At 63.5% G+C, this 22,844-nt stretch carries 16 protein-coding genes; 8 read left to right on the forward strand and 8 right to left on the reverse strand.

What is annotated here, in order from left to right; genetic code table 11:
• Nucleotides 1-84 precede the first annotated feature (84 nt).
• From AXW84_RS12155 to AXW84_RS12180, 6 genes are all read left to right on the forward strand, one after another.
• Nucleotides 85-3,273: a SusC/RagA family TonB-linked outer membrane protein gene (locus tag AXW84_RS12155; RefSeq protein WP_068233344.1), complete on the forward strand. Its 3,189-nt coding sequence runs from the start codon at nt 85-87 to the stop codon at nt 3,271-3,273.
• Nucleotides 3,274-3,290: 17 nt separating this feature from the next.
• Nucleotides 3,291-4,793 carry a RagB/SusD family nutrient uptake outer membrane protein gene (locus tag AXW84_RS12160; RefSeq protein WP_068233347.1) on the forward strand — a complete coding sequence of 501 codons (1,503 nt, stop codon included), beginning with the start codon at nt 3,291-3,293 and terminating at the stop codon, nt 4,791-4,793.
• 95 nt (nt 4,794-4,888) lie between these two features.
• Complete coding sequence (locus AXW84_RS12165; protein ID WP_082773859.1) at nt 4,889-7,180, forward strand: GH92 family glycosyl hydrolase; 2,292 nt, start codon at nt 4,889-4,891, stop codon at nt 7,178-7,180.
• Nucleotides 7,181-7,297: 117 nt separating this feature from the next.
• The gene (locus tag AXW84_RS12170; protein ID WP_068233353.1) at nt 7,298-8,716 is read left to right on the forward strand and encodes a glycoside hydrolase family 125 protein; all 1,419 of its coding nucleotides are present in this window, start codon (nt 7,298-7,300) and stop codon (nt 8,714-8,716) included.
• 110 nt (nt 8,717-8,826) lie between these two features.
• Nucleotides 8,827-9,459 (forward strand): porin family protein, encoded by a 633-nt coding sequence (locus AXW84_RS12175; protein ID WP_068233358.1) that lies wholly within the window; start codon nt 8,827-8,829, stop codon nt 9,457-9,459.
• Between the two features lie 159 nt (nt 9,460-9,618).
• Nucleotides 9,619-13,020, forward strand: a complete 3,402-nt coding sequence (locus AXW84_RS12180) for a UvrD-helicase domain-containing protein (RefSeq protein ID WP_068233361.1) — start codon at nt 9,619-9,621, stop codon at nt 13,018-13,020.
• Between the two features lie 260 nt (nt 13,021-13,280).
• Here the strand turns inward: AXW84_RS12180 and AXW84_RS12185 are convergent, their stop codons facing one another.
• The 7 genes from AXW84_RS12185 to AXW84_RS12215 form a co-directional block, all read right to left on the reverse strand.
• The gene (locus AXW84_RS12185; RefSeq protein WP_068233364.1) at nt 13,281-14,948 is read right to left on the reverse strand and encodes a T9SS type A sorting domain-containing protein; all 1,668 of its coding nucleotides are present in this window, start codon (nt 14,946-14,948) and stop codon (nt 13,281-13,283) included.
• Nucleotides 14,949-14,993: 45 nt separating this feature from the next.
• Nucleotides 14,994-15,476: an esterase/lipase family protein gene (locus AXW84_RS12190; RefSeq protein ID WP_157886975.1), complete on the reverse strand. Its 483-nt coding sequence runs from the start codon at nt 15,474-15,476 to the stop codon at nt 14,994-14,996.
• Between the two features lie 333 nt (nt 15,477-15,809).
• On the reverse strand, nt 15,810-16,643 hold the full coding sequence (locus AXW84_RS12195) for an IS982 family transposase (protein WP_068233372.1): 834 nt from the start codon (nt 16,641-16,643) through the stop codon (nt 15,810-15,812).
• A gap of 91 nt (nt 16,644-16,734) precedes the next feature.
• Nucleotides 16,735-17,544, reverse strand: a complete 810-nt coding sequence (locus tag AXW84_RS12200; RefSeq protein WP_068233375.1) for a hypothetical protein — start codon at nt 17,542-17,544, stop codon at nt 16,735-16,737.
• 38 nt (nt 17,545-17,582) lie between these two features.
• The gene (locus AXW84_RS12205) at nt 17,583-18,131 is read right to left on the reverse strand and encodes a hypothetical protein (RefSeq protein WP_157886976.1); all 549 of its coding nucleotides are present in this window, start codon (nt 18,129-18,131) and stop codon (nt 17,583-17,585) included.
• A gap of 126 nt (nt 18,132-18,257) precedes the next feature.
• Nucleotides 18,258-19,412, reverse strand: coding sequence for a hypothetical protein (locus AXW84_RS12210; RefSeq protein WP_157886977.1), 1,155 nt, complete (start codon nt 19,410-19,412; stop codon nt 18,258-18,260).
• Between the two features lie 84 nt (nt 19,413-19,496).
• On the reverse strand, nt 19,497-20,387 hold the full coding sequence (locus AXW84_RS12215) for an alpha/beta hydrolase (protein WP_068239336.1): 891 nt from the start codon (nt 20,385-20,387) through the stop codon (nt 19,497-19,499).
• Between the two features lie 135 nt (nt 20,388-20,522).
• On the opposite strand from AXW84_RS12215, the gene AXW84_RS12220 reads away from it, so the two are divergent.
• Both AXW84_RS12220 and AXW84_RS12225 read left to right on the forward strand, forming a co-directional pair.
• A complete protein-coding gene (locus tag AXW84_RS12220; protein WP_068233384.1) occupies nt 20,523-21,359 on the forward strand; it encodes a transporter in 837 nt (278 codons plus the stop codon).
• Nucleotides 21,360-21,553: 194 nt separating this feature from the next.
• On the forward strand, nt 21,554-21,898 hold the full coding sequence (locus tag AXW84_RS12225) for an META domain-containing protein (RefSeq protein ID WP_082773860.1): 345 nt from the start codon (nt 21,554-21,556) through the stop codon (nt 21,896-21,898).
• 169 nt (nt 21,899-22,067) lie between these two features.
• Here the strand turns inward: AXW84_RS12225 and AXW84_RS12230 are convergent, their stop codons facing one another.
• Nucleotides 22,068-22,766: a hypothetical protein gene (locus AXW84_RS12230; RefSeq protein WP_068233391.1), complete on the reverse strand. Its 699-nt coding sequence runs from the start codon at nt 22,764-22,766 to the stop codon at nt 22,068-22,070.
• Nucleotides 22,767-22,844: the final 78 nt, after the last annotated feature.

Here is a 22,844-nt window from a genome sequence, read left to right on the forward strand (position 1 = left end):
TCCCTCTACTCAGATAATACAACTCTTTGCCTCTCTGCTATTTGCCTGTCACGGGCTATTTTTTCCACCCACACCCCCTTTCCTATGCGTACTTTTTTATCCGTTAAAAACTGGCGTGGTATTCCACTGCTGCTGCTGGGGCCCGTGGTGGCCTTGGCCCCGCTGCCCACGCTGGCCCGGGATAGCAATCGATTGCTAGGCCTGCACCTCGCCGCGGTAACGGTGCAGGGAACCGTCACCGACGAGAAAGGCAGCCCGTTGCCCGGGGCCACCATCGTGGTGAAGGGGTCCTCCGGAGTGGGCGTCAGCGCCGACGCCAACGGCCGGTTTTCGCTGACGCTGCCCACCGGCAACGAGACGCTCGTGGTTTCCTCCGTGGGCTATGTGGCCCAGGAAATTACCCTGGCGGGCCGCACCACGCTCAACATCCAATTGGTGACGGACACCAAGGCGTTGGACGAAGTGGTGGTGGTGGGCTACGGCACCCAGAAGCGCTCTGACATTACCGGAGCCGTGGGCAGCGTGAAGGCCAGCGAGATAGTGGAGCGCCCCGTGGTAAACATCGCGCAGAGCCTGCAAGGCAAGGTGGCGGGCGTTGACGTATCGCTGAACTCGGGGCAGCCGGGCAGCGCACCAGTGATTCGCGTGCGGGGCTACTCGTCCATTCTGGCCGGCAACGACCCGCTCTACGTGGTGGACGGCGTGTTCTGGACGGCGGGCATTACCACGCTCAACCCCAACGACATCGAGAGCATTGAGGTGCTCAAGGATGCGTCGGCCACGGCCATTTACGGGGCCCAGGGCAGCGCCGGCGTGGTGCTGGTTACGACCAAGCGCGGCCGCAAGGGCAGCACGATCAGCTACGATACCTACGCGAGCATTAACACGCTGGCGCGCAAGCAGAGCGTGCTGAACGCCCGCGAGTTTTTAGCTACCGAGGACCTGGCCTACCAGAACGTACAGAAGTACGACCCCGCGGGCTGGGCCGCCGGCAAATACGCCAACAAGGACCCGCGCATCAAGCGGCGGGCCCTGGCCAACCCCAACGACCCCAAGCGCTTGTTCGACGACCAGCTCAACCCGCTCTACGACGTGGATTGGCAGAACGAAACTACCCGGACGGCCGTGGCGCAAAGCCACAACCTGTCGTTTTCGGGCGGCAGCGACCAGATGACTTACGGCCTGTTTCTGAACTACGTGGGCGCCAACGGCATCATCGACAATACCTTCCAGAAGCGCTACTCGGCCCGCTTGGTGGTGGACAACCAGGTGAAGAAGTACCTGAAAATCGGGACCACCCTCAGCTACACCAACATCGAAAACCGCATCGGCAACTACTTCACAGGGGGCAACAACATCCCGCGGATGCTAATTGAGATGATTCCCATCGTGCCCATTCAGTACCCCAACGGTGTGTATGGCAAGCGCCAGGACTACCCCGACATGGAAGGCGGCGACAACCCGGTGGCCATTGCCCGCGAGGACGACGAACGGACCCGGGCCCAGGTGTTTTCGGGCAACGTGTACGCCAACGTCAACTTCCTGCCGGGGCTGGACTTCCGTACCGTATTGGGCGCCAACATCCGCTCGGAACTTAACCCGTCCTTTGCCTCCAACCTGATTCAACTCCGTAACGGGGGCCGTAACCTGGCCAGCATCGGCAACTACAACAACAGCAGCATCCAGTGGCAGAACTACTTGACCTACGTCAAGCAGTTTGGTACCGACCACTCACTGAACGTAGTGGTGGGCGTGGACGCCCAGCGGTTCCAGGAGTTGGCCAACTACGCTGAGACGCAAGACCTGACCGACAACTTCTACGGCTACTACAACTTGGGCCAAAGCGCCACGCCCCAGCCTCCTACCTCGAATTTTAACTCCAACCGGTTTCTCTCGTTTTTTGCCCGGGCCAACTACGGCTACAAGGACTGCTACTTGCTGACCGTGACCGGGCGGCGCGACGGCTCGTCGCGTTTCGGCGACAACAACAAGTACGGCTTCTTCCCATCAGCGGCCCTGGCTTGGCGGATTTCGCAGGAAGAGTTTCTGCGCGACAACTCGCTGATCTCTGATTTGAAGCTGCGCTTCGGCTACGGCCAAACGGGCAACAGCAACTTTGACAACTACCAGTCCCAACCTCGGCTGGGTGGCAACTCCTACATTATCAACAGCACCCGAGTATCGGGCCAAACCATCGGCACACTGGGCAATCCGGGGTTGCAATGGGAACGGGCTGGGCAATACGATTTGGGTCTGAACGTGGGCTTTTTGCAGAACCGCATCACCTTCGAAGCTGACCTGTACCGCCGCACCACCACTGACCTGCTGCTGAACGCCCCCGTGCCGCGGTCGAGCGGTTACCCCAGCATCACGAAAAACATCGGTAGTATTCGCAACCAAGGCTTGGAGTTGAGCCTGAACACGGTGAACGTGCAGACCACGGACTTCACCTGGTCGACCACGTTCAACATCTCCTTCCTCCAGAACCGCGTGCTAGCACTGGGCGACGCCGGGGACGACATTTTCCCGGGCCCCAACTTCCTCAACGAAACCAACGTGCTGCGCGTGGGGCAGCCGGTGGGCTCGTTCTTCGGCCGGGAGCGGCTGGGCACCTGGAGCACGGCCGAGGCCGACCAAGCCCTCAAGTACGGCCGCCTGCCAGGCGACCTAAAGTTTAAGGACCAGAACAACGACGGACTGATCAACGACCAGGACCGGGTGATTCTGGGCAAGAACATCCCGACCGGCTTCGGCACCTTCAGCAACACGCTGCGCTATAAGGGTTTTGACTTGCTGGTGGACATCCAGTTCACCTACGGCAACAGCGTGATGAACCTGACCGAGCACTCGGCCCTCGACCGCACCGGGCAGGCCAACAGCTACAGCATTGCCCTGAACGACGCTTGGACGCCCGAGCACCAGGATACCTACATCGCCCAGGTGCGGCCGTCGTACGTGCGCTACGACACGGGTATTGACTCCTACAAAGTGAAGGATGCCTCCTTCATCCGGGGCCGCAACCTGGTGCTGGGCTACAACTTCCCCACCGCCCTCACCGAGTCGCTGAAGCTCTCCCGCCTGCGGGTGTACCTGTCGGCGCAAAACTTCTTCCTGGCCAGCAAATACAAAGGTTACGACCCCGAAACGAGCACGTTTGGCGACAACTCCTACGCTCAAGGCACGCCTCGTGGTAACCCCTTCGCCCAGGGCATTCAGTTCTTCGACTACCCCAAGGCCCACGTGTTCACGGCCGGGCTCAACGTTTCCTTCTAACTTCCAGCGCTCCCGATATGTCACTGAACTTTAAATCACTCACCCAAACGGCCCTGTGCGCGGGCCTGCTGCTGGCGGCGGCGGGCTGCAAGGACTACCTGGTGGAAGACAACCGCTCGACCATTTCCCAGGGCGCGTACTTCACCACGGCCAGCCAGGCCCAGGCCGCGGTTGACGGCCTGTACAACAGCCTGCGCATCTTCAACGGCGATACGGGCTACGGCGAAAGCATCTGGGTGGGCCTGGACCTGCTGCCCGGCCACGCCACTTCGCTGGGCCAGAGCCAGTTCAACAACCAGCTCATCAACCAGACCATCGACCCGGCCAACCCGTACTTTTCCAACGTCTGGAACAACTCCTACAACGGCATCGGGTCGGCTAACCTGGCCATTGCCCGGATTCCGGACATTTCGATGGACGAAACCCTGAAGAAGTCCCTGCTGGGCCAGGCGTACTTCATGCGGGCCTTTTTGTACTACAACTTGGTGCGCCTTTACGGCGACGTGCCCCTGCTCACCACTCCCATCGACGGCGCTAGCCCGGACCTGTACCCGACCCGCTCGCCCCAGGCCGACGTGTACAAGCTAATCATCAGCGACCTGCAAACTGCGGAGGCTGCCGGCCTGCCCGCTGTGGACCTAAACGGGCGCATCTCGACGGGAGCCGTGAAGTCGCTGCTGGCCAACGTGTACCTGACCACGGCCGGCTACCCGCTGCAACTCAAGGCCAACTACGCCCTGGCCGCCACCAAGGCCGCCGAGGTGATTGACGCCGGCTCTTATTCGTTGTTCACTGACTACGCCTTTTTGCACGACAACGCCCACAAAAACCAGGGCGAGTTCATCTTGCAGGCGCAGTACTCCTTCGGCATTGCCAGCAACGCCATCAGCCCGCTGGTCATCCCGTACTTCGTGGGCATCTCGAAGTACAGCGACGAGTTCGGGGCCATCATCCCGACCAACGAGTTTTTCAACAGCTACGAGGCCGGCGACCTGCGCACCCAGGAGCAGCAATTTTACTTCTCGAAGTACCCATCTATCAGCGACCCCACGAAGACTGTGGACTTCAAGGTGCACGCCCTCTACAAGTACTTTCAGGTGTCGAGCGCGCTCGGCAACGGCTCGTCGGACGAGAACTGGACGCTGCTGCGGCTGCCCGAAGTGATGCTGATTTACGCCGAGGCCAGCAACGAAGCGGGGGCCCCCACGGCCAAAGCCTACGCGCAGCTTAACGCCATCCGCAGCCGCGCCAAGCTACCCGCGCTGAGCGGCCTGAACCAGGCCGACTTCCGCACCGCCGTGTGGAAGGAGCGCTACCACGAACTGGCCTACGAGGCCAAGGCGTACTTCGACATCCAGCGCACCCGCCAGACCTACGACGTGGTGAACAACAAATTTGTGAACGTGATTGGCTTCAAGAGCGAAGCGGGCGCGGCCTTCCTGGAGAAATACCTGCTGTGGGGCATTCCATCGGCCGAGATTGGCCGCAACAACAAGCTAACCCAGAACCCGGGCTACTAGCCAACCGGGTGCCTGAGCGCCGGGGCCTGGGGCCCCGGCGCTCTTTTTTTGTAACCTTGGGGCCCCGCGCCCCTTGCTTTCCCCTACCGTACCGAATGCGTAATCCCTTTCCCGCGCTGGCGGCCCTGCTGTGGGCGGCCGCCCCCGCCCTGGCGCAGGGCCCCACCGCCGCCAACGCCGACCCCGCCCAGTGGGTGAACCCGCTCATCGGCACTGACTCGAAGCCGAGCCTGTCGAACGGCAACACGTACCCGGCCATCTGCCGGCCCTGGGGCATGAACTTCTGGATGCCGCAGACCGGCAAAATGGGCGACGGCTGGGCCTACCAGTACGCAGCCGACAAGCTCCGCGGCTTCAAGCAGACGCACCAGCCTTCGCCGTGGATGAACGACTACGGCCAGTTTGCCCTCATGCCCACCACCGGCAAGCGCGTGTTTGAGGAAAACGCGCGCGCCAGCTGGTACTCGCACAAGGCCGAGGTGGCCGAGCCCAACTACTACCGCGTGTACCTGGCCGACTTCGACGTGACGACGGAAATTGCGCCCACCGAGCGCGCCGCCCGCTTCCGCTTCACGTTCCCGAAAACTGACAGCGCCTACGTCGTAATTGACGCCCTCGACAAGGGCTCCTACGTGAAGGTGCTGCCCGGGCAGCGCAAGGTCATCGGCTACACCACGCGCAACAGCGGCGGCGTGCCCCAGAACTTCAAGAACTACTTCGTGGTGGAGTTCGACCACGACTTCGCCAACACGGCCATTTACAAAGACAACGCCCTCGACGCCGGGGCTTTGGAAGCCCAGGCCAGCCACGCGGGGGCCGTGGTGGGCTTCAAAACCCGCAAGGGCGAGCGGGTGAACGCCCGCGTGGCCTCCTCGTTCATCAGCGCCGAGCAGGCCGAGTTGAACCTGAAAGAGATTGGCGACCACGACCTGGAAGCGGTGCGCCAGGAAGGCCGCGCGGCCTGGAACCAGGCCCTGGGCCGCATCGAGGCCGAGGGCGGCACCGACGACCAGCGCCGCACGTTCTACTCGTGCCTGTACCGGGCGCTGCTGTTTCCGCGCAAGCTCTACGAGGTGGATGCCGCGGGCAAAACCGTGCACTACAGCCCGTTTAACGGCCAGACGCTGCCGGGCTATATGTACACCGACACCGGGTTTTGGGACACGTTCCGGGCCCTGTTCCCGTTCCTGAACCTGCTGTACCCCGACGTGAACGCCGAGATTCAGCAGGGCCTGGCCAACGATTTCCGCGAGAGCGGCTGGCTGCCCGAGTGGGCCAGCCCGGGCCTGCGCAGCGTGATGGTGGGCAACAACTCGGCCTCGGTGGTGGCCGACGCCTACCTAAAAGGCATCCGCGGGCAAGACATGGACGTGCTCTACCAGGCCCTCGTGCACGGGGCCAACAACGAGGGGCCCCTGGACGCGGTGGGCCGCCGCGGCGTGGCCTATTACAACAAGCTGGGCTACGTGCCCTACGACGTGAAAATCAAGGAAAACGCGGCCCGCACGCTGGAGTATGCTTACGACGACTTCGCCATCTACCAGCTGGCCAAGGCCCTGAAGCGGCCCAAGAAGGAAATTGCCCTGTACGCCCAGCGCAGCCAGAACTACCGCAAGCTCTTCGACAAGGAAAGCGGCCTGATGCGCGGCAAAAACCAGGACGGCACCTTCCAAAAGCCCTTCAGCCCCTTTAAATGGGGCGACGCTTTCACCGAGGGCAACAGCTTGCACTACACCTGGTCGGTGTTTCACGACATCCAGGGCCTGGTGGACTTGATGGGCGGCCGGCAGAAGTTCGTGGCCACCTTGGACACGGTGTTTACCCTGCCGCCGGTGTTCGACGATTCGTACTACGGCGGCACCATCCACGAAATCAGGGAGATGCAGATTGCGGGCATGGGCAACTACGCCCACGGCAACCAGCCCATCCAGCACATGATTTACCTGTATAACTACGCCGGCCAGCCCTGGAAAACCCAGTACTGGCTGCGCGAAGTAATGAACCGCCTCTACCTGCCCACGCCCGACGGCTACTGCGGCGACGAGGACAACGGCCAAACCTCGGCCTGGTACGTGTTTTCGGCCATGGGCTTCTACCCCGTGTGCCCCGCCACCGACCAGTACGTGCTGGGGGCCCCGCTCTTCCCCAAAACCACCCTGCACCTGCCCTCGGGCAAGGACATTGTGCTGAACGCGCCCAAAAACTCGGCCGCCAACCGCTACGTGAACGCGCTGACCGTGAACGGTAAGCCCTACGACAAGACCTGGCTCAGCCACGAAGAGCTACTAAAAGGCGCCGTGCTCGACTTCGACATGAGCGCCACGCCCAACAAGCAGCGCGGCACCGCCCCCGACGCCGCGCCGTATTCTTTTTCTAAAGCCAAGTAGCGGCTATAGCGTGGACGCTGCGAGTCCGCGCGCGTGAACGGTTGTTAATCAACGATTACCGTTCTACGACGCCAACGCGCGGACTCGCAGCGTCCACGCTACATTCAATACCATTTTATGAACCGCAGAGCCTTTTTACAAGCTTCCTCGCTGCTGACCGGCGGCGCTTTTCTCACGCAGTATTCCTTTGCTGCGGGGGCCCCGGCGTTTCCGGTGGTGCGGCCAGCGGCGGCCCAGCGCCGGTTCAAGAGCCGGGCGGTGGAAGCGGCCATCACTGAATTTAAGAAGAAGGTGAAGGACCCGGAGTTGGGCTGGCTGTTTGAAAACTGCTTCCCGAGTACGCTCGACACCACCGTGACCTACGCCGTGCGCGACGGCCGGCCCGATACCTATGTCATCACCGGCGACATCGACGCCATGTGGCTGCGCGACAGCTCGGCCCAGGTGTGGCCCTACTTGCAGCTCATCGGCCGCGACGCCGAGCTGCGCCAGCTGGTGGCCGGCGTGATTAACCGCCAGACGCGCTGCATTTTAAAGGATCCTTACGCCAACGCATTTTACGGCGACGATACCAAGGTGGGGGAGTGGAAAACCGATAAAACCGCCATGCAGCCGGGCGTGCACGAGCGCAAGTGGGAAGTCGACTCGCTTTGCTACCCTATCCGCCTGGCCTACCACTACTGGAAAAAAACCAACGACGCCGCGCCCTTCGATGCGCAGTGGCAGCGGGCCGTGCAGGCCACGCTGCAAACCTTCCGCGCCCAGCAGCGCAAAGACGGCCTGGGGCCCTACCACTTCCAGCGCAACACCACCAACTCTACCGACACCCAGCCCATGGCCGGTTTCGGCTACCCGGTGCGGCCGGTGGGGCTCATCTGCTCGGCGTTTCGGCCCAGCGACGACGCCACGCTCTACTCCTTCCTGGTGCCCAGCAACTTCTTCGCCGTCACCAGCTTGCGACAGGCCGCCGAGATGATGACGGCCCTGGCCAAGGACGCCAAAACCGCCGGCGAGCTGGCGGCCTTGGCCGACGAGGTGGAAGCCGCCCTGCGCCAGCACGCGGTGGTGGACCACCCCCAGCACGGCAAGATTTACGCTTACGAAGTGGACGGCTTCGGCAGCCAGGTGCTGATGGACGACGCCAACGTGCCCAGCCTCGTGGCCCTGCCCTACCTGGGGGCCCTACCCGCCACCGACCCTGTGTACCAGAACACGCGCAAGTTCCTGCTCTCCACCGCCAACCCGTTCTTCTTCAAGGGCACCGCGGCCGAGGGCATCGGGGGCCCCCACGTGGGACAGGACATGATTTGGCCCATCGCCATCACCACCCGCGGCCTCACCAGCACCGACGACGCCGAAATCCGCGCCTGCGTGCAAAGCCTCAAGGCCACCCACGCCGGCACGGGCTACATGCACGAGTCGTTCCACAAAGACGACCCCAAGAAATTTACCCGCGCCTGGTTTGCCTGGGCCAACACCATTTTCGGCGAGTTCCTCTGGAAAGTGTACCAGGAAAAGCCGCAGCTGCTGGCCTAGGGCCCCGGCGAAAAAATTGGTTGACTTATAACGAACGGGCCGGCGCTATTTATAGCGCCGGCCCGTTCGTTTAGGGGCCCCACTGGCGGCGTGCGGCCGTTCTTTGTAGCATGAAACACCTGTTACTAATTGCTTTTTTCGGCGGTGAGGCGTCGGCGGCCACCGCCCAGCGCGCCCCCGACCCGTCCGCCTACTACGCCCGCCCGGCCAAGGTCCGGTTCGGGGCGAAGGTGGGGCTGAACCTGTCGAACACCGATTTCAACCGCGGCTTCCCGGCGCCAGTTGTGCCGGTTGAAACCAATTGGCGGCCCGGGGTTGCGGCCGGTTTTACGTTGCAGGTACCGGTGGGGCAGCGGGGCTTTTCGGTGCAGCAGGAGTACCTGTTCTCGCAACTCGGCGGCCGGGTATCGGCTACGGGCACTACCTACACGCTGCGCTACTTGTCGCTGCCGCTGCTGCTTAAGTACGGCGTTTCGCGGCGCCTGGCGGTGCTGGCGGGGCCCCAGGCCGATTTGTTAATCCAAGCCAGCCAGCAGATTAGCGGCACCAGCACCGACATTACGCACGACACCGAGGAGCGGAGCGTTGGGGCTACGGCGGGCCTCGAATACTTCTTGGGGCCCCGCCTAAGCCTCACGGCCCGTTACGTGCACGGCCTTAACCACGTCGGCCTGGGCCAGCGCTCGGCCGTCACCGAATTCAAATTCGAGGCCGTACAACTGAGCGCCGACGTAAAGTTTTAATAGCTGCGGTTTCGGAATTTATTTAGGCCGTTATTATTCAGAACGTCATGCAGAGCGGCAGCGGAGCATCTCTCCCGCAGCAGTAAATAATTAGTTAAGCAGTAGAGCTGCTTCGCTGCGCTCTGCATGACCGTTTTTATTAATTTAAATAATTTTTAAGTGAGCACACCGGCAGCGTCCCCCTCCTTCCGCATTTATTCTTCCTCGGCCGGCTCGGGCAAAACCTACCAGCTTACCAAAGAATACCTCACCCTCGCCCTCAGTTCCGAAGACCCCGCGTACTTCAAGCGTGTGCTGGCCATCACCTTCACCCGCGACGCGGCCGGCGAAATGAAGGAGCGCATTGTGGGGGCCCTGCGCCGCTTCGCCTACCCCGAAGCCGGCGGCAAGCCCGACGCGCTGCTCACCGACGTGGCCGCCGCCCTGGGCTTGGGGCCCGACGCGGTGCGGCGCCGGGCGGCGGCCACTTTCCGGCTCGTGCTCTACCACTACGCCGATTTTGCGGTGAGCACCATCGATGCCTTTGTGCAGCGCATCGTCACGGCCTTCACCCGCGAGTTGGATTTGCCGGCCAGCTTCGAGGTGGAACTCGACACCGACAGCGTGCTGCAAAGCGCCGTGGCGGCCCTGCTCGACAAGGTGAACCGCAACGCCGACACCCGGCTGCTCTCGGCCACGCTGGCCGACTACGCCCTGGGCCGCGCCGACGAGGGCAAGAGTTGGAGCCGCCTGCCCGAGGAGCTGGCCACCTTTGGCCGCGCCCTGTTCAACGAAACCGTGCAGGAGGCCGTGACGGAGCTGGGCAAGCTGGATTTGGCTGATTTCCGGCGCATCGACAAAGAATTGCGGGCCCGGCGGCTCGAAATCGAGGCCGCTTTCACCCAGGCCCAGGAGGCCGCCGTGGCCGTGCTCGACGAGGCCGGGGCCCTGGAGGGGGACTTTTACCAGGGCAAGCGCGGCATTTTTGGCTACGTGCAAAAAGGCACCGAACTGCTAGCCCCCGGCGCGGGCCCCAACAGCTACGTGCAGGCCACGCTGGCCGAGGACAAGTGGTACAGCGGCAAAATAAAAACCGCCACCGACCGCGCCCGCGTCGACGCCGTGAAGGAGCCGCTGCGCCAATTAGTCGCGGCGCTCGACACGCTGCGGGCTAATTATTTGCCGAATTATATTTTGCTCACGGCCATGCAGCCGTATTTATTCCACGCCTCGCTGCTGAGCGAATTAAATAAATTGGTGGAGCAAATCAGCCGCGAGCGCAACGTGGTATTAATTTCCGAATTCAACCGCCGCATTGCCGCCATTGTGCTCACCGAGCCGGTGCCTTTTTTGTACGAGCGGCTGGGTGAGAAATACGAGCACTTATTAATTGACGAATTCCAGGACACGTCGGTTTTGCAGTGGAACAACCTGCTGCCGCTGGTGGAAAACACGCTCGCCAACGGCTTCGACAGCCTGGCCGTGGGCGACGCCAAGCAATCCATCTACCGCTGGCGCGGCGGCGAGATGGAGCAGATTCTGCGCCTGCACCAGGGCAACACGGGGCCCCTAGCCGAGCGTGCCCGCGAGCCCGAAATGCGCGAGCTGCTGCGCCTGCGCTACGAAACCGTGGGACCCGCGCTAAAGGCCGAAGCCCTGCAAATTAATTACCGCTCGGCCCGCGAAATCATTGAGTTTAATAATTCCTTTTTCGCCGCGGTAAGCGCGCGCCACGCCGACTTGCCGCTGGTGCAGGGCATTTATGACGCGTACTTTGGGCAGCAGGTGCCCGCTGGGGCCCCCAGCGGCCGGCCGGGGCACGTCGAATTATTATTTACCCAGAAGGACGCGCCCGCCCAGCAGTACGACGCCGCGGCGGGGGCCCACACCGGCGCGCCGCTGCCCGGCCATGCCCCCGGCGCCACGCTCACCTACGAGGAAAGCACCTGCTACCTGGCCCTGGCCCTGGTGGAGCAGGCCCTGGCCAACGGCTACGCGCTGGCCGACGTGGCGGTGCTGTGCCGCACGCGCCAAGCCAGCAAGATCATGGCCAAGTTCCTGAAAGAGCGAGGCTACGCCATCATTTCGGCCGACTCGCTGGCGCTGGAATTTGCCGAGGTGGTGAATTTACTCATTAGCATTTTCCGGGTACTGCACCAGCCGGCCGATACCTTGGCCCGGGCCGAGGCGCTGCTGCTCGTCGACAAAGTGGTGCGGCAGGAGGCCCCCACGCCGGCCCGCGTGCGCCACCTGGCCGACATTGCCAACCAAGCGCACGCCAAGCCGTTTTTCGACGAGCTGCGGGCTCTGGGCTACGACGTGCAGGAGGACGAAACCGGCAACCTGGGCCTGTATGAGCTGGCCGAGCGGCTCATCGACCTGTTTGGCCTGCTGGGGCGCAACGGCGAGAGCGACTATCTGTTTCGCTTCCTCGACCTGACGCTGGAATTCAGCCTGCGCCACGGCAACAACCTGGGCAACTTCCTGGCCGATTGGGAGGGGCGCAAGGGCCGCGTGAGCATCAACGCGCCGGGCGGGCGGGCGGCCATCACCATCACCACCGTGCACAAGGCCAAGGGTTTGGCCTACGGCGTGGTCATCGTGCCTTTTGCCGACTGGAGCCTGGAGCCGCACCGCAACACTTTACTCTGGGGCCACCTGGCGGCCGACGAGAAGCCACTGCCCGGCCTGCCCGAAGTGGCCGTGGTGGGCCTAAACGCCACTTTGCAGCAAACCGCGCTGGGCGGCCAGTACGCCGAAGAGCGCGAAAAAACCTTCCTCGAAGGGCTAAATACGCTGTACGTGGCTTTCACCCGGCCCCGCCACCGGCTGTACGTGCTCAGCAAGCGGCCCGAGGCCAAGAAAGCCGCCAAGGCCACCCTGGAAACCGAGGAGCCGACGGGGCCCCTGGCCACGGCCCGCACCGTGGCCGACCTGCTGCACGGCTACTTGCAGGGCTTGGGCCAGTGGCAGGACGAGCAAGTAGCGTTTGTGTTATCCCAAGGCAGCGATGCCCCCCTGCTGCCCGGGGGCCCCGCGCCGGCCGCCCGCACCTACGCCCTCACCAACCTGGGGGCGGCGCCCTGGGAGGAGCGCCTGCAACTGCGCCGCCACGCCACCACGGTGTTCGATTTTGACGAGCAGCAGCGCCTGAGCGAGTGGAACCGCAAGCTGCACTACGGCCTGCGCCGCCTCGTCGCCGCGGCCGACGTGCCCCGCGTGGCTGGGCAACTGGTGGCCGAGGGCATCATCAGCGCCAAGGAGCGCGACGAGCTGGCCGCCCGCCTGGGCCGCATCGTGGCCGACCCGCGCCTGGCGCCCTACTTCGCCGAACACCTGAGCGTAGAAACGGAGCGCGAAATCCTGCTCGGCGGCGTGCAGGTGCGCCCCTACCGGCCCGACCGGGTGGTGCTCGACCGCACGGGCCGCCGCGTGACGCTGCTCGATTTCCGGCTGCCCCCGCCGCAGTACGCCCACCGCCAGGCCCTGCGCAACTACGCCACGCTGTTCGAGCAGTTGGGCTATGAGCAGGTGCGGGGCCTCATTTATTATTTCCAAACCGAGGAAATCGTGACGGTGTAGGGGTCCTGGTGTTGGCAAAGCTCCAGAAGGACTCAATAACATTAGAACTTCCACGAGTGCGTGGGCACCGCTAAAGCGATGCGTCAGACGACGCAGCAACTGTTTTCGCCCTACATACCCCCACGCCGCCCGCTGGCTAACCGTAGCCGCGCCCTTTCATAAGTCAGCTCCGGTGGGGGCTTGGTTGACGAGAAGCTGAACGGCAAAACCCCGTCCAAAATTTGGACGGGGTTTTGCCGTTCAGCTTCTCGTGGCGACTCTTAATGGTTGTGCTGCACACTCAGCTGTCGCCGCGTGACGGTTAGCCCGCGTTGCGTGTTCACCTGGTACAATCCATCGGGCCAGTTTTGGGTGTTCAACCGTACCGAGGGAGCCGTGACGTCGGTGGCCGTGAATACGGTTTGGCCCTGTCCGTTATACACCGCGACTTGCATCGGGGCTGTCCCGGCCGGGGCGGCGGAGGCTGCGGCCACTTGCGGCATTACGTTGGCTGCATTTGCGTTGCTGGGAATCGCCGCGTCGTTGGCCACGTCTACGTAGCTGTCGGCCGGGTTCGGGTACATGGCCATCATGGTCTGGGGTTGAGCATAGTAGAGGGCCGTGGCCTGCTGGCCGTTGTTGGTGGCCACGACCTTGACCTGCACGATGCGCGTGTAGCCGTTCAGGCAGGTGCCGAAGGTTGTGCCGTTACTCACCGGTCCGGTGAAGCTGTTGCCCGTGCCGCTGTAGTCTACGTACCAGGCGTAGGTGGTGGGGCCGTTCCCGCCGGTGGCGGCGGCGGTCCAGAGCGCGTAGTTGGGCTTGCCCGTGCTAGAAACACAACTGCTGTTGTAGACCAACGACGTAATAGCCACGCTGAACTGTTGGCAGACGGCCACGGCCAAGGCGGCGGTAAAGCTGTTGCTGGGGCAGGGGCTAACGACGGCCACGGCCACCTGGCCGCTGTTGGGGCCCGTCCCGGTGGTCGTGAAGGTGGGGCCGGAGCCGGTGGCCGGCGAGAAGGCCCCGGCCGGCGAGGTCGTCCAGTTGTAGACGGCCCCGGCAATGGCGGATGCGGAATAAGTCGCGGTGCCGCACACGTTTTGGGGGCCGTTGATGAAGCGCGGCGGCGCCGGGTTGCACTCCGGGTTCGGGTCGCACGCGGTAGGGTTGGTGTTGCCGTTGAAAGGCCGTTCCATCTCGTTGTAAATCCACTGACTTTGTCGCCCAGTAAAAAAAGGATGGGGGGAGTTGTACGCCGTTGTGCCCGTTGTTCGGTCGTAATGGGGTACTTCGGCGATATACGTCTCGGCCAGGGGCGGGCTGGTGCTCGACGTGTACCCATTGACGAAGCTGGCCCGCGCCGTGTTGTTGTCCAGCATGGGCACGTCCAGGGCGCTGGCCGAGGGCACAAAGCAGAATGCGTTGCCCAGAGCCACGTTTTTATAATAGCCGACGATGCCCCACAGCTTCGTGCCGCTGTTGGTGCCCGGCGTCAGGGAAAGCTGACCGTTGACGTACTGCACCCCGCCGGGCAAGCCGTCCCAGGCAATGCGGTTGGCCGCTGGGGACTGGTAGGCCAGCTTGGAAAGGTAAAACTTGCGGGTAAATAAGAGCACGCGCACTTGGTTCCAGACCTGCAAGCCGCTCAGGCGCTGCACTTGCCCAGGGTTGGGCAGGGCGTTTACGACCACCTGGGTGTGGATACTGGTGCTTACCATCACCAAGTTGAGGTAGCCCCCAGCTTCGATGCGCACCAGCTCGTCGTACGGGGCCAGGGGGCCTTTGCCGCATTGGGACCCGAGGCTGGTCGCGACGAAGCGGTACGGAAAACCGCCGGCGGGCGGGGCAATCATGGCCCGGTAATCACCGTCCACGAACGAATTAAATTCGACCCCGTAGGTCGAGGCCCAAGCGAAGGGCGCGTAGCGCTGCACGGTGGCGCGCACCAGTAGCAGTTGTTTCGTGGCGGGCTCGTCGAGCAGGAGGTCGCCTTATTGTAACTCGGGAAAAACATCGCCTAAGTTTATTGAATGAAGGATGCCGCTGGAGTTGAGCGAGCTGATGTACACGCCTAGGTAGGTGGAGGCGGCCTGGCGCACCAGGGCCTGGAGGCCCAACGGGGTGTTGGCTCCGCGGTGGGGGCTGTCCTGGGTGACGAGCAGCCGGGTATAGGTACTGCCGGGTTGCGCTTTTTCCATTTCGGCCAAGCCGTAGCGGGCCACAAGGCCGCCCATGGAAATGCCCAGCACCACGTTGCGCTGGCCGGTGGCCGTGCCGCCCTGTTTGTTGGCGTTCACGTACTGCACAACCTGCTCGAAGAGGGCTGCGTTGCGCCGGATGTCGTCCGTGCCGTTGTTGTAGTCAATGAAAACGAGGTCGTAGGCCGTGGTGTTCGTGGCCGGGTTATCATTGCCCAGCGCCGTAAAAAAATTAAAAAGACTTCCATTATTATTATATATAAATATATTTCTCAAAAAATCTCTGACACTATAGTTCGATTGTATATTTGGGGCGATGCGCGAAACGTCGTAGCCTTCAGCCACGATCAAGGGTTTGCTGAGGTAGCGGCGGTTCAGGCCTCCGTACACAAAGTAGACCCAGCCGCCCGAATGGTTCGCGGTGGGAGCGAAATATAATGAGTCCGTGCCGCCGTGGTATACGTACCCGGCAGTTCCGCCCGCCCCTTGCGTACCGGCAGTGCCCCTCGTGCCGGCCCCGGACTGAGTGACCGAAGCCGTTCCTGCGTCGGCGGCGGGGTCCAGCAATTGCAGGTCGAACTGGCTTTCGTAGCTAACTCAAGTTGCAGGCTATAGGCCGGCTTGGCTTAAAGTGTGGGCAAAAATGAAGAGGGCAATTTTCAGGGCAAACCCAGCAGCCGTCACGGCGTGAATCTGCTTGGGAAAGCGGGCCGTAAGCTGACTAAAACACGTTTCGATGCCTTTGCGAAAATACTGTAGCAGAAATACTTGCGCCGGACGATGCGGCCGTTTGCTATTTTTGCGGCGGGCCGTTTGCTGCTGGCTGCCGCTGGCTTCGTTGAACATATCCGCCGCCGCGTAGTCCGTGTAGCCGGCATCGGTATAGAGCACGCTGCCGGCGGGCAGGTCAAGGGGTAGCCCGCGCTGGCCGGTTTGCTCCGACTCGGCTCCGGCATGCAGGTAAAACTCGACGGGGATGCCGTCGCTGGTGGCCACCACCTGCACCTTGAGCCCATAAAACCAACTGCGTTTACTGGCGCAGCGGCCGTGATACGCCTTGCCCCTCAAGAGCTTACAACGCGGAATGCGGGTATTGTGGCACACGGCCACGGGGAAGGAATCGAGCACGTACCGCGCCTCGTCGTGCAACTGCTTGAGCACGTCGCCTACGGTGGCAAACAGGGTGTACAGGGTATCAGCAAGGGCATGCAGGCGGCGCGTGAAACCGCTCTTATCCAACGGATTCTGTCCCCAATGCTGTTCCAGGTAGTGCTTGGCCACCACCAGGTTACCGCCAAAAAAGCGAGCGGCCACCAGCGCCGTGGTCAGTACCTGCGCATCGGTCAAGCGCCGGCTGGTCGCCGGGGGGGGCGTGCTGGCCGGGCGGGTGTAGCGGATTAAATCATCGAGTACGCAGTACATTGCAACGGTCTGTTCGCGCATGGTCAGCAGGGGATTGGGAGGTCAGAGACCCAAACCTAGTCTGTTCACGCCGAACAGACTTTTTTATGACCTCACTAGCCCGCAACTTGGGTTAGCTAACACTGGCGATGGGGCTGCCCGGCACAGCCGATGGGCGGGCTGTAGAAGCATTCTTGGTCAGACTGGGGGCAAACACCTCGCTATAAGCCAGCTTGATCTTGACGCGCTTAACGCCGGCGACGGTGTAAGTAGCCGCGATGGGCTGTCCCCAGGTGGCCGTAACGTAGCCACGGCCGTCGCCGAAGTCGATGGCAAGGGACAGCACAGTCCCGCCGCCGCTTTGCACGTGCAGGGCTTGGGGGAAGACAAACGACACGGTGCCCATCGAGGCCACGTTGCGGGCCGGGGCAGCGGCGAATAAGGTCTTCAACAGGTAAGGCGAAGCCGGACGGCCGGGCACGTCGAACAATTGGTCGTTCTGGCCCCGCAACAGGCCCGCCTGGATGGCATCGGACCGCAGGGTGGCGTAGTCGAGGCGCTGGACGATAAGCGGGATGGCGTTGGAAGCGGCCGTTTGGGTGCGGATTTGGGCGTTGAGGTCCGAGAGGACGGGCAGGTTGTCCGGGCCGTTGATGTTGCCGCTCACCACGGTGGCGTACAACTGGCGCCACAGCGTCAGGGTGGTGCGGTTGGAATCCACCAGGGCCCCGTTGAAGAGGCGTAAGGGCAGGAAGCGGTAGCCGTATTCCTCCAGATAGGGGGCGGGCACCTGCGTTTTGTCCACGTTGGCGAACATGTTGCCCAAGTACTGGCGTAGGGAGTCCACGGGGGCCGGGGCCACGGCCGCGACTCGCTGTTGTGCGGACGCGTGCCAAGCGGTGCTAAACCAGAGCAACGCGAGCAATAAGTAGTGTTTTTTCATGCGCAAAATTGGAAAGGAAGGTGAGCAAGAGTGAACGGTTACAATTTGCTGTCGAAGCGGCCCTGCGTGATCTTCAGCGTGTCCCCTTTGGTATTGACGCTGGTGAATTCGAACGTGCCAGCTAGGACGCCCGCCTGCTCGTCCACCCGGGTGAGGACGATTCGCCCGCGGCGGTAGGTTAGGTCATTTTCGTTGCGGTAGTCCCCAACTGGTCCAGTATATACCCCTGAGGCCTCGGTGGCTGGTAAACCAATAATGAACGTCCGCTTTTGGAGCGTAATCAGCCCACAGTACAGGTTCAGGTCTTGATAGCGGCCGTCAAGACGGTAGGTAATGATGTTGAGGTTAGCCCCTTGGGGCCCCGGCTCGTAGAGCACCGCGAAGTTGGTCATACCGACGTTGCCCTTGGGCATGTACACTTGGCCGTTGACCAGGCAGCCGAACGTGCCGGCCCCGGTCTGCGTGGCCGGCGGCAATTGGTCGACGGGGGCGGGGTCATTCGGTTTGCCTTTGCTGCACTGCATCAGCAGCAGCACGCTGGCGCAGAATGCCCAACGCTGAGCGAGTGGAAAAATAGGCCGTATCATAAGTAGTGAATCGGGGTAGAGTAGCTAGCCAAGGCAATTATTTTTCCGGTCGAATGTAGCCTAGAAATATTGACATTACTAAATGTCTTGCCTAAACTTGCTTCAGCGCTGGCGTTGGGCCCCGAGCTAATCTTGCAGCCGCTGGTAGCGCACGCGGCGCGGGTTGAGCGTATCGGCGTAAAAGGCGAATTGCGCGTCTTCGCCTTGTAACTCAAACCGCACTTCCTGCGCTATTTGCGGGGGCACGAACTGGGGCATCTCGGCGAATTTCAGCACAGCGGGGGCCCCGGGGGCCAGCGGCACCAGGTACAGGCCGCGCTTTTCGTCGAGCAGGTAGCAGGCGTGGGCCGCGGGTAAGCGGAAGTGGGGCACGCTGTAGCCCATGCCTTCGTAGTAGCCGCGATACCGGAAGCTGCTGACAGCTTGGCCATTGCGCACGCGCAGCACAAACGCATTGGGCGCCTGCTCTTGCTGGGGCGTCACGCGGCGCTCGTAGTTCACGAGGCCGTCGGGCAGGCGCACGGGGCGGTTCTTGCCCGGGTCGTAAATGGCCAGCACCGTGGTGTCGGTCAAGAAAAAGGCACCGGCCAGGTCGGCCCCGGGGCGGGCCAGGCGCAGGGGCGGCAGGCCGGGGCGCAAAACTTCGGTGGCCGTAAGCACGGCGCGGCCGTTGCCGGCCAGGGCCGGGTCGGCGTCGGGGCCCCCGCTCAGGGCGCGGCCTTCGCTTAGGCGCAGCACCTGGCCGCCGAGGTCGAGCAGCAGCACCACCTGGAAGCCCACGTCGCTGTCCGGGGTCCCAAAATCAACGGTGAACACCAGCGCCCGCAGCGCCGCTGCGTAGCCCAGAAACACGGGCTTGTTCACGGCGCTTTCCACCACCACGTCGGGCGCGCCCATCTTGGCAAAGTCGGCCTTGCGCAGCTCGCGCCGAAACACCGGGGCCCCGGCCGCGTCGCGCAGCGTGAAGGTGAAGCGCCCGTCGTAGCCGTGCACTTTCGTCAGGTGCTGCCGGGCCCGGTCGTCGTCGGAGAAATACGCCAGTGCCGTCAGCGGGTGGGCCGAATCGGGCCGGGCCTGCGCCACCAAGTAGTGTACTTTACCGTTGACGCTGAAGGCGGTGCCCGGCACCGCCGCCGGAGCGGGCAGCAGCGTACCCGGGGCCGGTGGGGACCCCACGGCGGTAGGCACCGACAGCGAACGGCGTTCCTCCTTATGATACAGGTGCTGCTCACAGCCGGCCAGCCCCAAGCCGCTAAGTATTGCGTAAAAAACTAGGCGCATAGGCACGGGCAGCAAAAAGCTCTGCAAAGAAAACAGATGAACCGCCGTTTCTGCTCAGAAATTTAGCCGCAGGGGCGGCCGCGTTTAGCGGGCCATCCACCCATTGGCAGCCAGCCACTCGCGCAGGCGCTCCGACCAGTCGTCGGTGGTGGTGCCGTTGTGCAGGCCAAAGCCGTGGCCGCCCTTGGCAAACAGGTGCATTTCGGCGGGCACGCCGTGGTGTACGCAGGCCTCGTAAAAAGCCAAGCTATTTTGCACTTTCACCGTTTTATCGTCTTGGGCGTGCACGATGAACGTAGGAGGCGTTTGGGCCGTCACCTGGCGGTCGGCTGAGTACTGCACCAGCTGCGCTGGCGCCGGGTTTTGGCCCAGCAAGTTGGTGCGCGAGCCGCCGTGAGCCAGGCTGTCGCTGAAGCTGATGACCGGGTAAATCAGCATCAAAAACGCGGGCCGCACCGACGCCGGGCCGGGCTTGGGGCCCACGGGCTTGGCAAACTGGGTGCCGGCCGTGGCCGCCAGGTGGCCACCGGCCGAGAAGCCCATCAGGCCGATGCGCTCGGGGTTGAGGTTGTACTTGGGGGCCACTTCGCGCACCAGGCGCAGGGCCTGCTGGGCGTCGAGCAGCGGGGCAATGCTTTTATCGGGCTGAAGCGCGTCGTTGGGCAGGCGGTATTTCAGGATGAACACCGTGATGCCCATGCCGGTGAAGCGCTGGGCGATTTCGGTGCCCTCGTTAGTCATCGATAGGAAGCCGTAGCCGCCGCCGGGACACACGATGATGGACGTGCCGTTGGCCGTGCCCGCCGGCGGCACGTACACCGTCAGCGAAGGCTGCACTACACTGGTAACGTGCACGCTGCCATTGGCTTCGGTGTTCGATTTTTCCTGCGCGCTACTCGGAATGGAGTTGGGAATGTTGCCGGTGTAGAGCGGCAGCACGGGCTGGGCCAGCACTGGGGCCAGGGGTAAACTCATGAGGAAAAAGGCGGATAACCAGGATTTAATTTTCATGGGAGCAGAACAGTCAAAAGGTTGGGGCGGCTACGTAGCGGGCCCGGGCCGGGTTGCCGCCCCGGAACCATTTAGGGCCCCGGCGGGCTTAACCAGCCCATGCGCACGACCACTCTGTGGGCCGCGGCCGCCCTGCTGGGCGCCGCCGCCCCCGCCCTGGCCCAAAACACGCCGGAAGAAAACAACCCCAACCTAGACGCGCCCTTCGTGCGCAACCTGCGCGCCGACCGGCCCGGCCAAACCATCACGGCCCAGGTGCTGCGCGCTGGCCAGTTCCAGCTCGAAGCCGGGGCCCTGCGCCAGCTGCCCCGCGCCGGCGCCGCCAACTGGCTGGTGGCCCCCACGCTGCGCATCGGCTTTTTCAACGGCATGGAGTTGCGCGTGAGCCAGCCCTACCAAAGCCTGGCGCCCGGGGCCCCAGCGGCCACCGACGACGCGCCCCTGACAGCAGCGGCCCGCGGCGGCTGGGCCCCGCTGGTGGTGGGCACCAAGCTGATGCTTTCGCCCAACTACGACACCCGCACCCAAGTGGCGCTGCTGGCCGAAACCGCCGTGCCCGGCACTGGGGCCCCCACCCTCAAGCAAACCCACTGGGCCCCGGCGGCCCGCCTGCTGGTGAGCGAGCAGCTCGGCCCGCGCTTCGGCCTGGAGGCCAACCTGGGCTTCGGCCAGCAGGGCCTCACCCTGGCCGACGTGGAGGCCGGCCAGTTCCTGGGCACGCTGGCCCTGAACGGGCCGCTGGGCAACCGCGCCGGCTTTTTTGTGGAAGCTTACACCGCCGGCCGCGCCGACTGGAACACCGGTGCCACGGCCGGCCTCTACTGGCGCCCCCAGCCCCTGCTGCGCCTCGACCTGAATACCGGCCGCGTGCTGGGGGGCCCCGCCGCGGGCACCGCCACCGCCGGGGCTGGCGTGGCCGTGCGGCTGGGGCGGTAGCGCGGCGGCGTGCTTCTTCGCTGCAAAGCGTGGTTTTGCGTAAAAGTGAGTCATTAACCTTTCCGACCCGGCCATGCGCTCTCCCCGCTGATTAATGACGCTCATCCTGGTCCCTGTTCTGCTGCTGGGGGCCTGCCATAACCGCCTAGCCCTAGGCTGCCGCGCCGCTCCCCCGCACTGCGCCCGATGCGGCGCTGCGCAACACGCGCTGGGTGCCGCGCACCCTGGCTGGCCATCCCGTGGCCCCGCCCACCGACGGCGAACCGTATTTGCTGCTGCGCGCCGACAGTGCGGCCGAAGGTAACGGGGCCTGCAACCGCTTCCGGGGCCCCTACACGGCGCCGGGGCCCGGCCAGCTCACCTTCGGGCCCCTGCTAAGCACCCGCATGGCCTGCCCCGCCCTGCCCACCGAAACCGCGTTCCTGAAGGCGCTGGCGCAAACCCGCACCTACCAAATCAGCGGCGACACGCTGCGCCTGCTCGGTGCCAACCAGGCCTCGCTGGCCCGGCTGGAGGCGGTGTATTTACACCGAAAGTAGGCAGTTGTTAAATGGCCGCGGTTTGGCTTAAATAGGTCGTCATGCTGAACGCAGTGAAGCATCTCCCCCGCAGCAGTAATTCATTTACTTGCGCGATAGAGATGCTTCACTACGTTTAGCATGACAACTTCTGTTTTCAGGGCCCCACTGGCTCTAAGCAGACGGGGTCCTACGGCGCCTTGGTCGCCACAGCGTCGAGGGCAGCCACAGCGTCGCGCAACTCGGCTTCGGAGTTGATATTGCCCTTGCGGGCCTTGAGGGCCTGCTGGGCGGCGGGATAGGCGGCCAGGGCCTCTTGCAGGCTGGCGCGCTTGGGGCGCACCTCAGCTAAGCGGCCACCGGGGGCCAGCAGGTAGTAGCGGGCGTGGTCGGCGTAGGTGCTCGTCACGGCGGTGCTGGCGTAGCCGGAGCCACCGCCCGCCGATTTTTCCACTATTTTGTCCCAGTACTTCAGCAGCTGCAGGTTGGTGCCGGGGCTCAGCACTTCGGCAAAGCCGTTGGGGGCCCCGGGGCTGCTGAAAGGCACGAAGTGCCGGGGCGCCCCGCCGCCGGCCAGCGTGAACGACTTCACCTGCGCGGCCGACACGGCCACCGAATCGCCAGCGGGGCGCAGCACCCGCAGTTCCTGGCGCACCACGTCGTACTTTACCCGGGCCGATACCGGCTTGGTGTTGCCGGGCAGTAGCAGTTCGGCCGGCGTCCAGGCGGCCAGCAGCAGCGGGCTGCCCTGCACTTCGAAGCCCGAGCGGGCCACGGGCCCAAAGCCGCTGTTGAACACGTTGGTCATGTAGCGCGTCTGGTCGTCGGTTTGGGCGGCGCCCAGCAGCGGCAGGCCCAGCAGCGGCAGCAGCAACGTCAACTGTTTCATTACGCAGGAATAAAGATTGGAGGAAAGCGCCTAAAGCTACCACGGCAACGCAAACCGGCTCCCGGCCCGTTCCCGCCG

The organism is Hymenobacter sp. PAMC 26628 (assembly GCF_001562275.1).
Taxonomy (GTDB): Bacteria; Bacteroidota; Bacteroidia; order Cytophagales; family Hymenobacteraceae; genus Hymenobacter.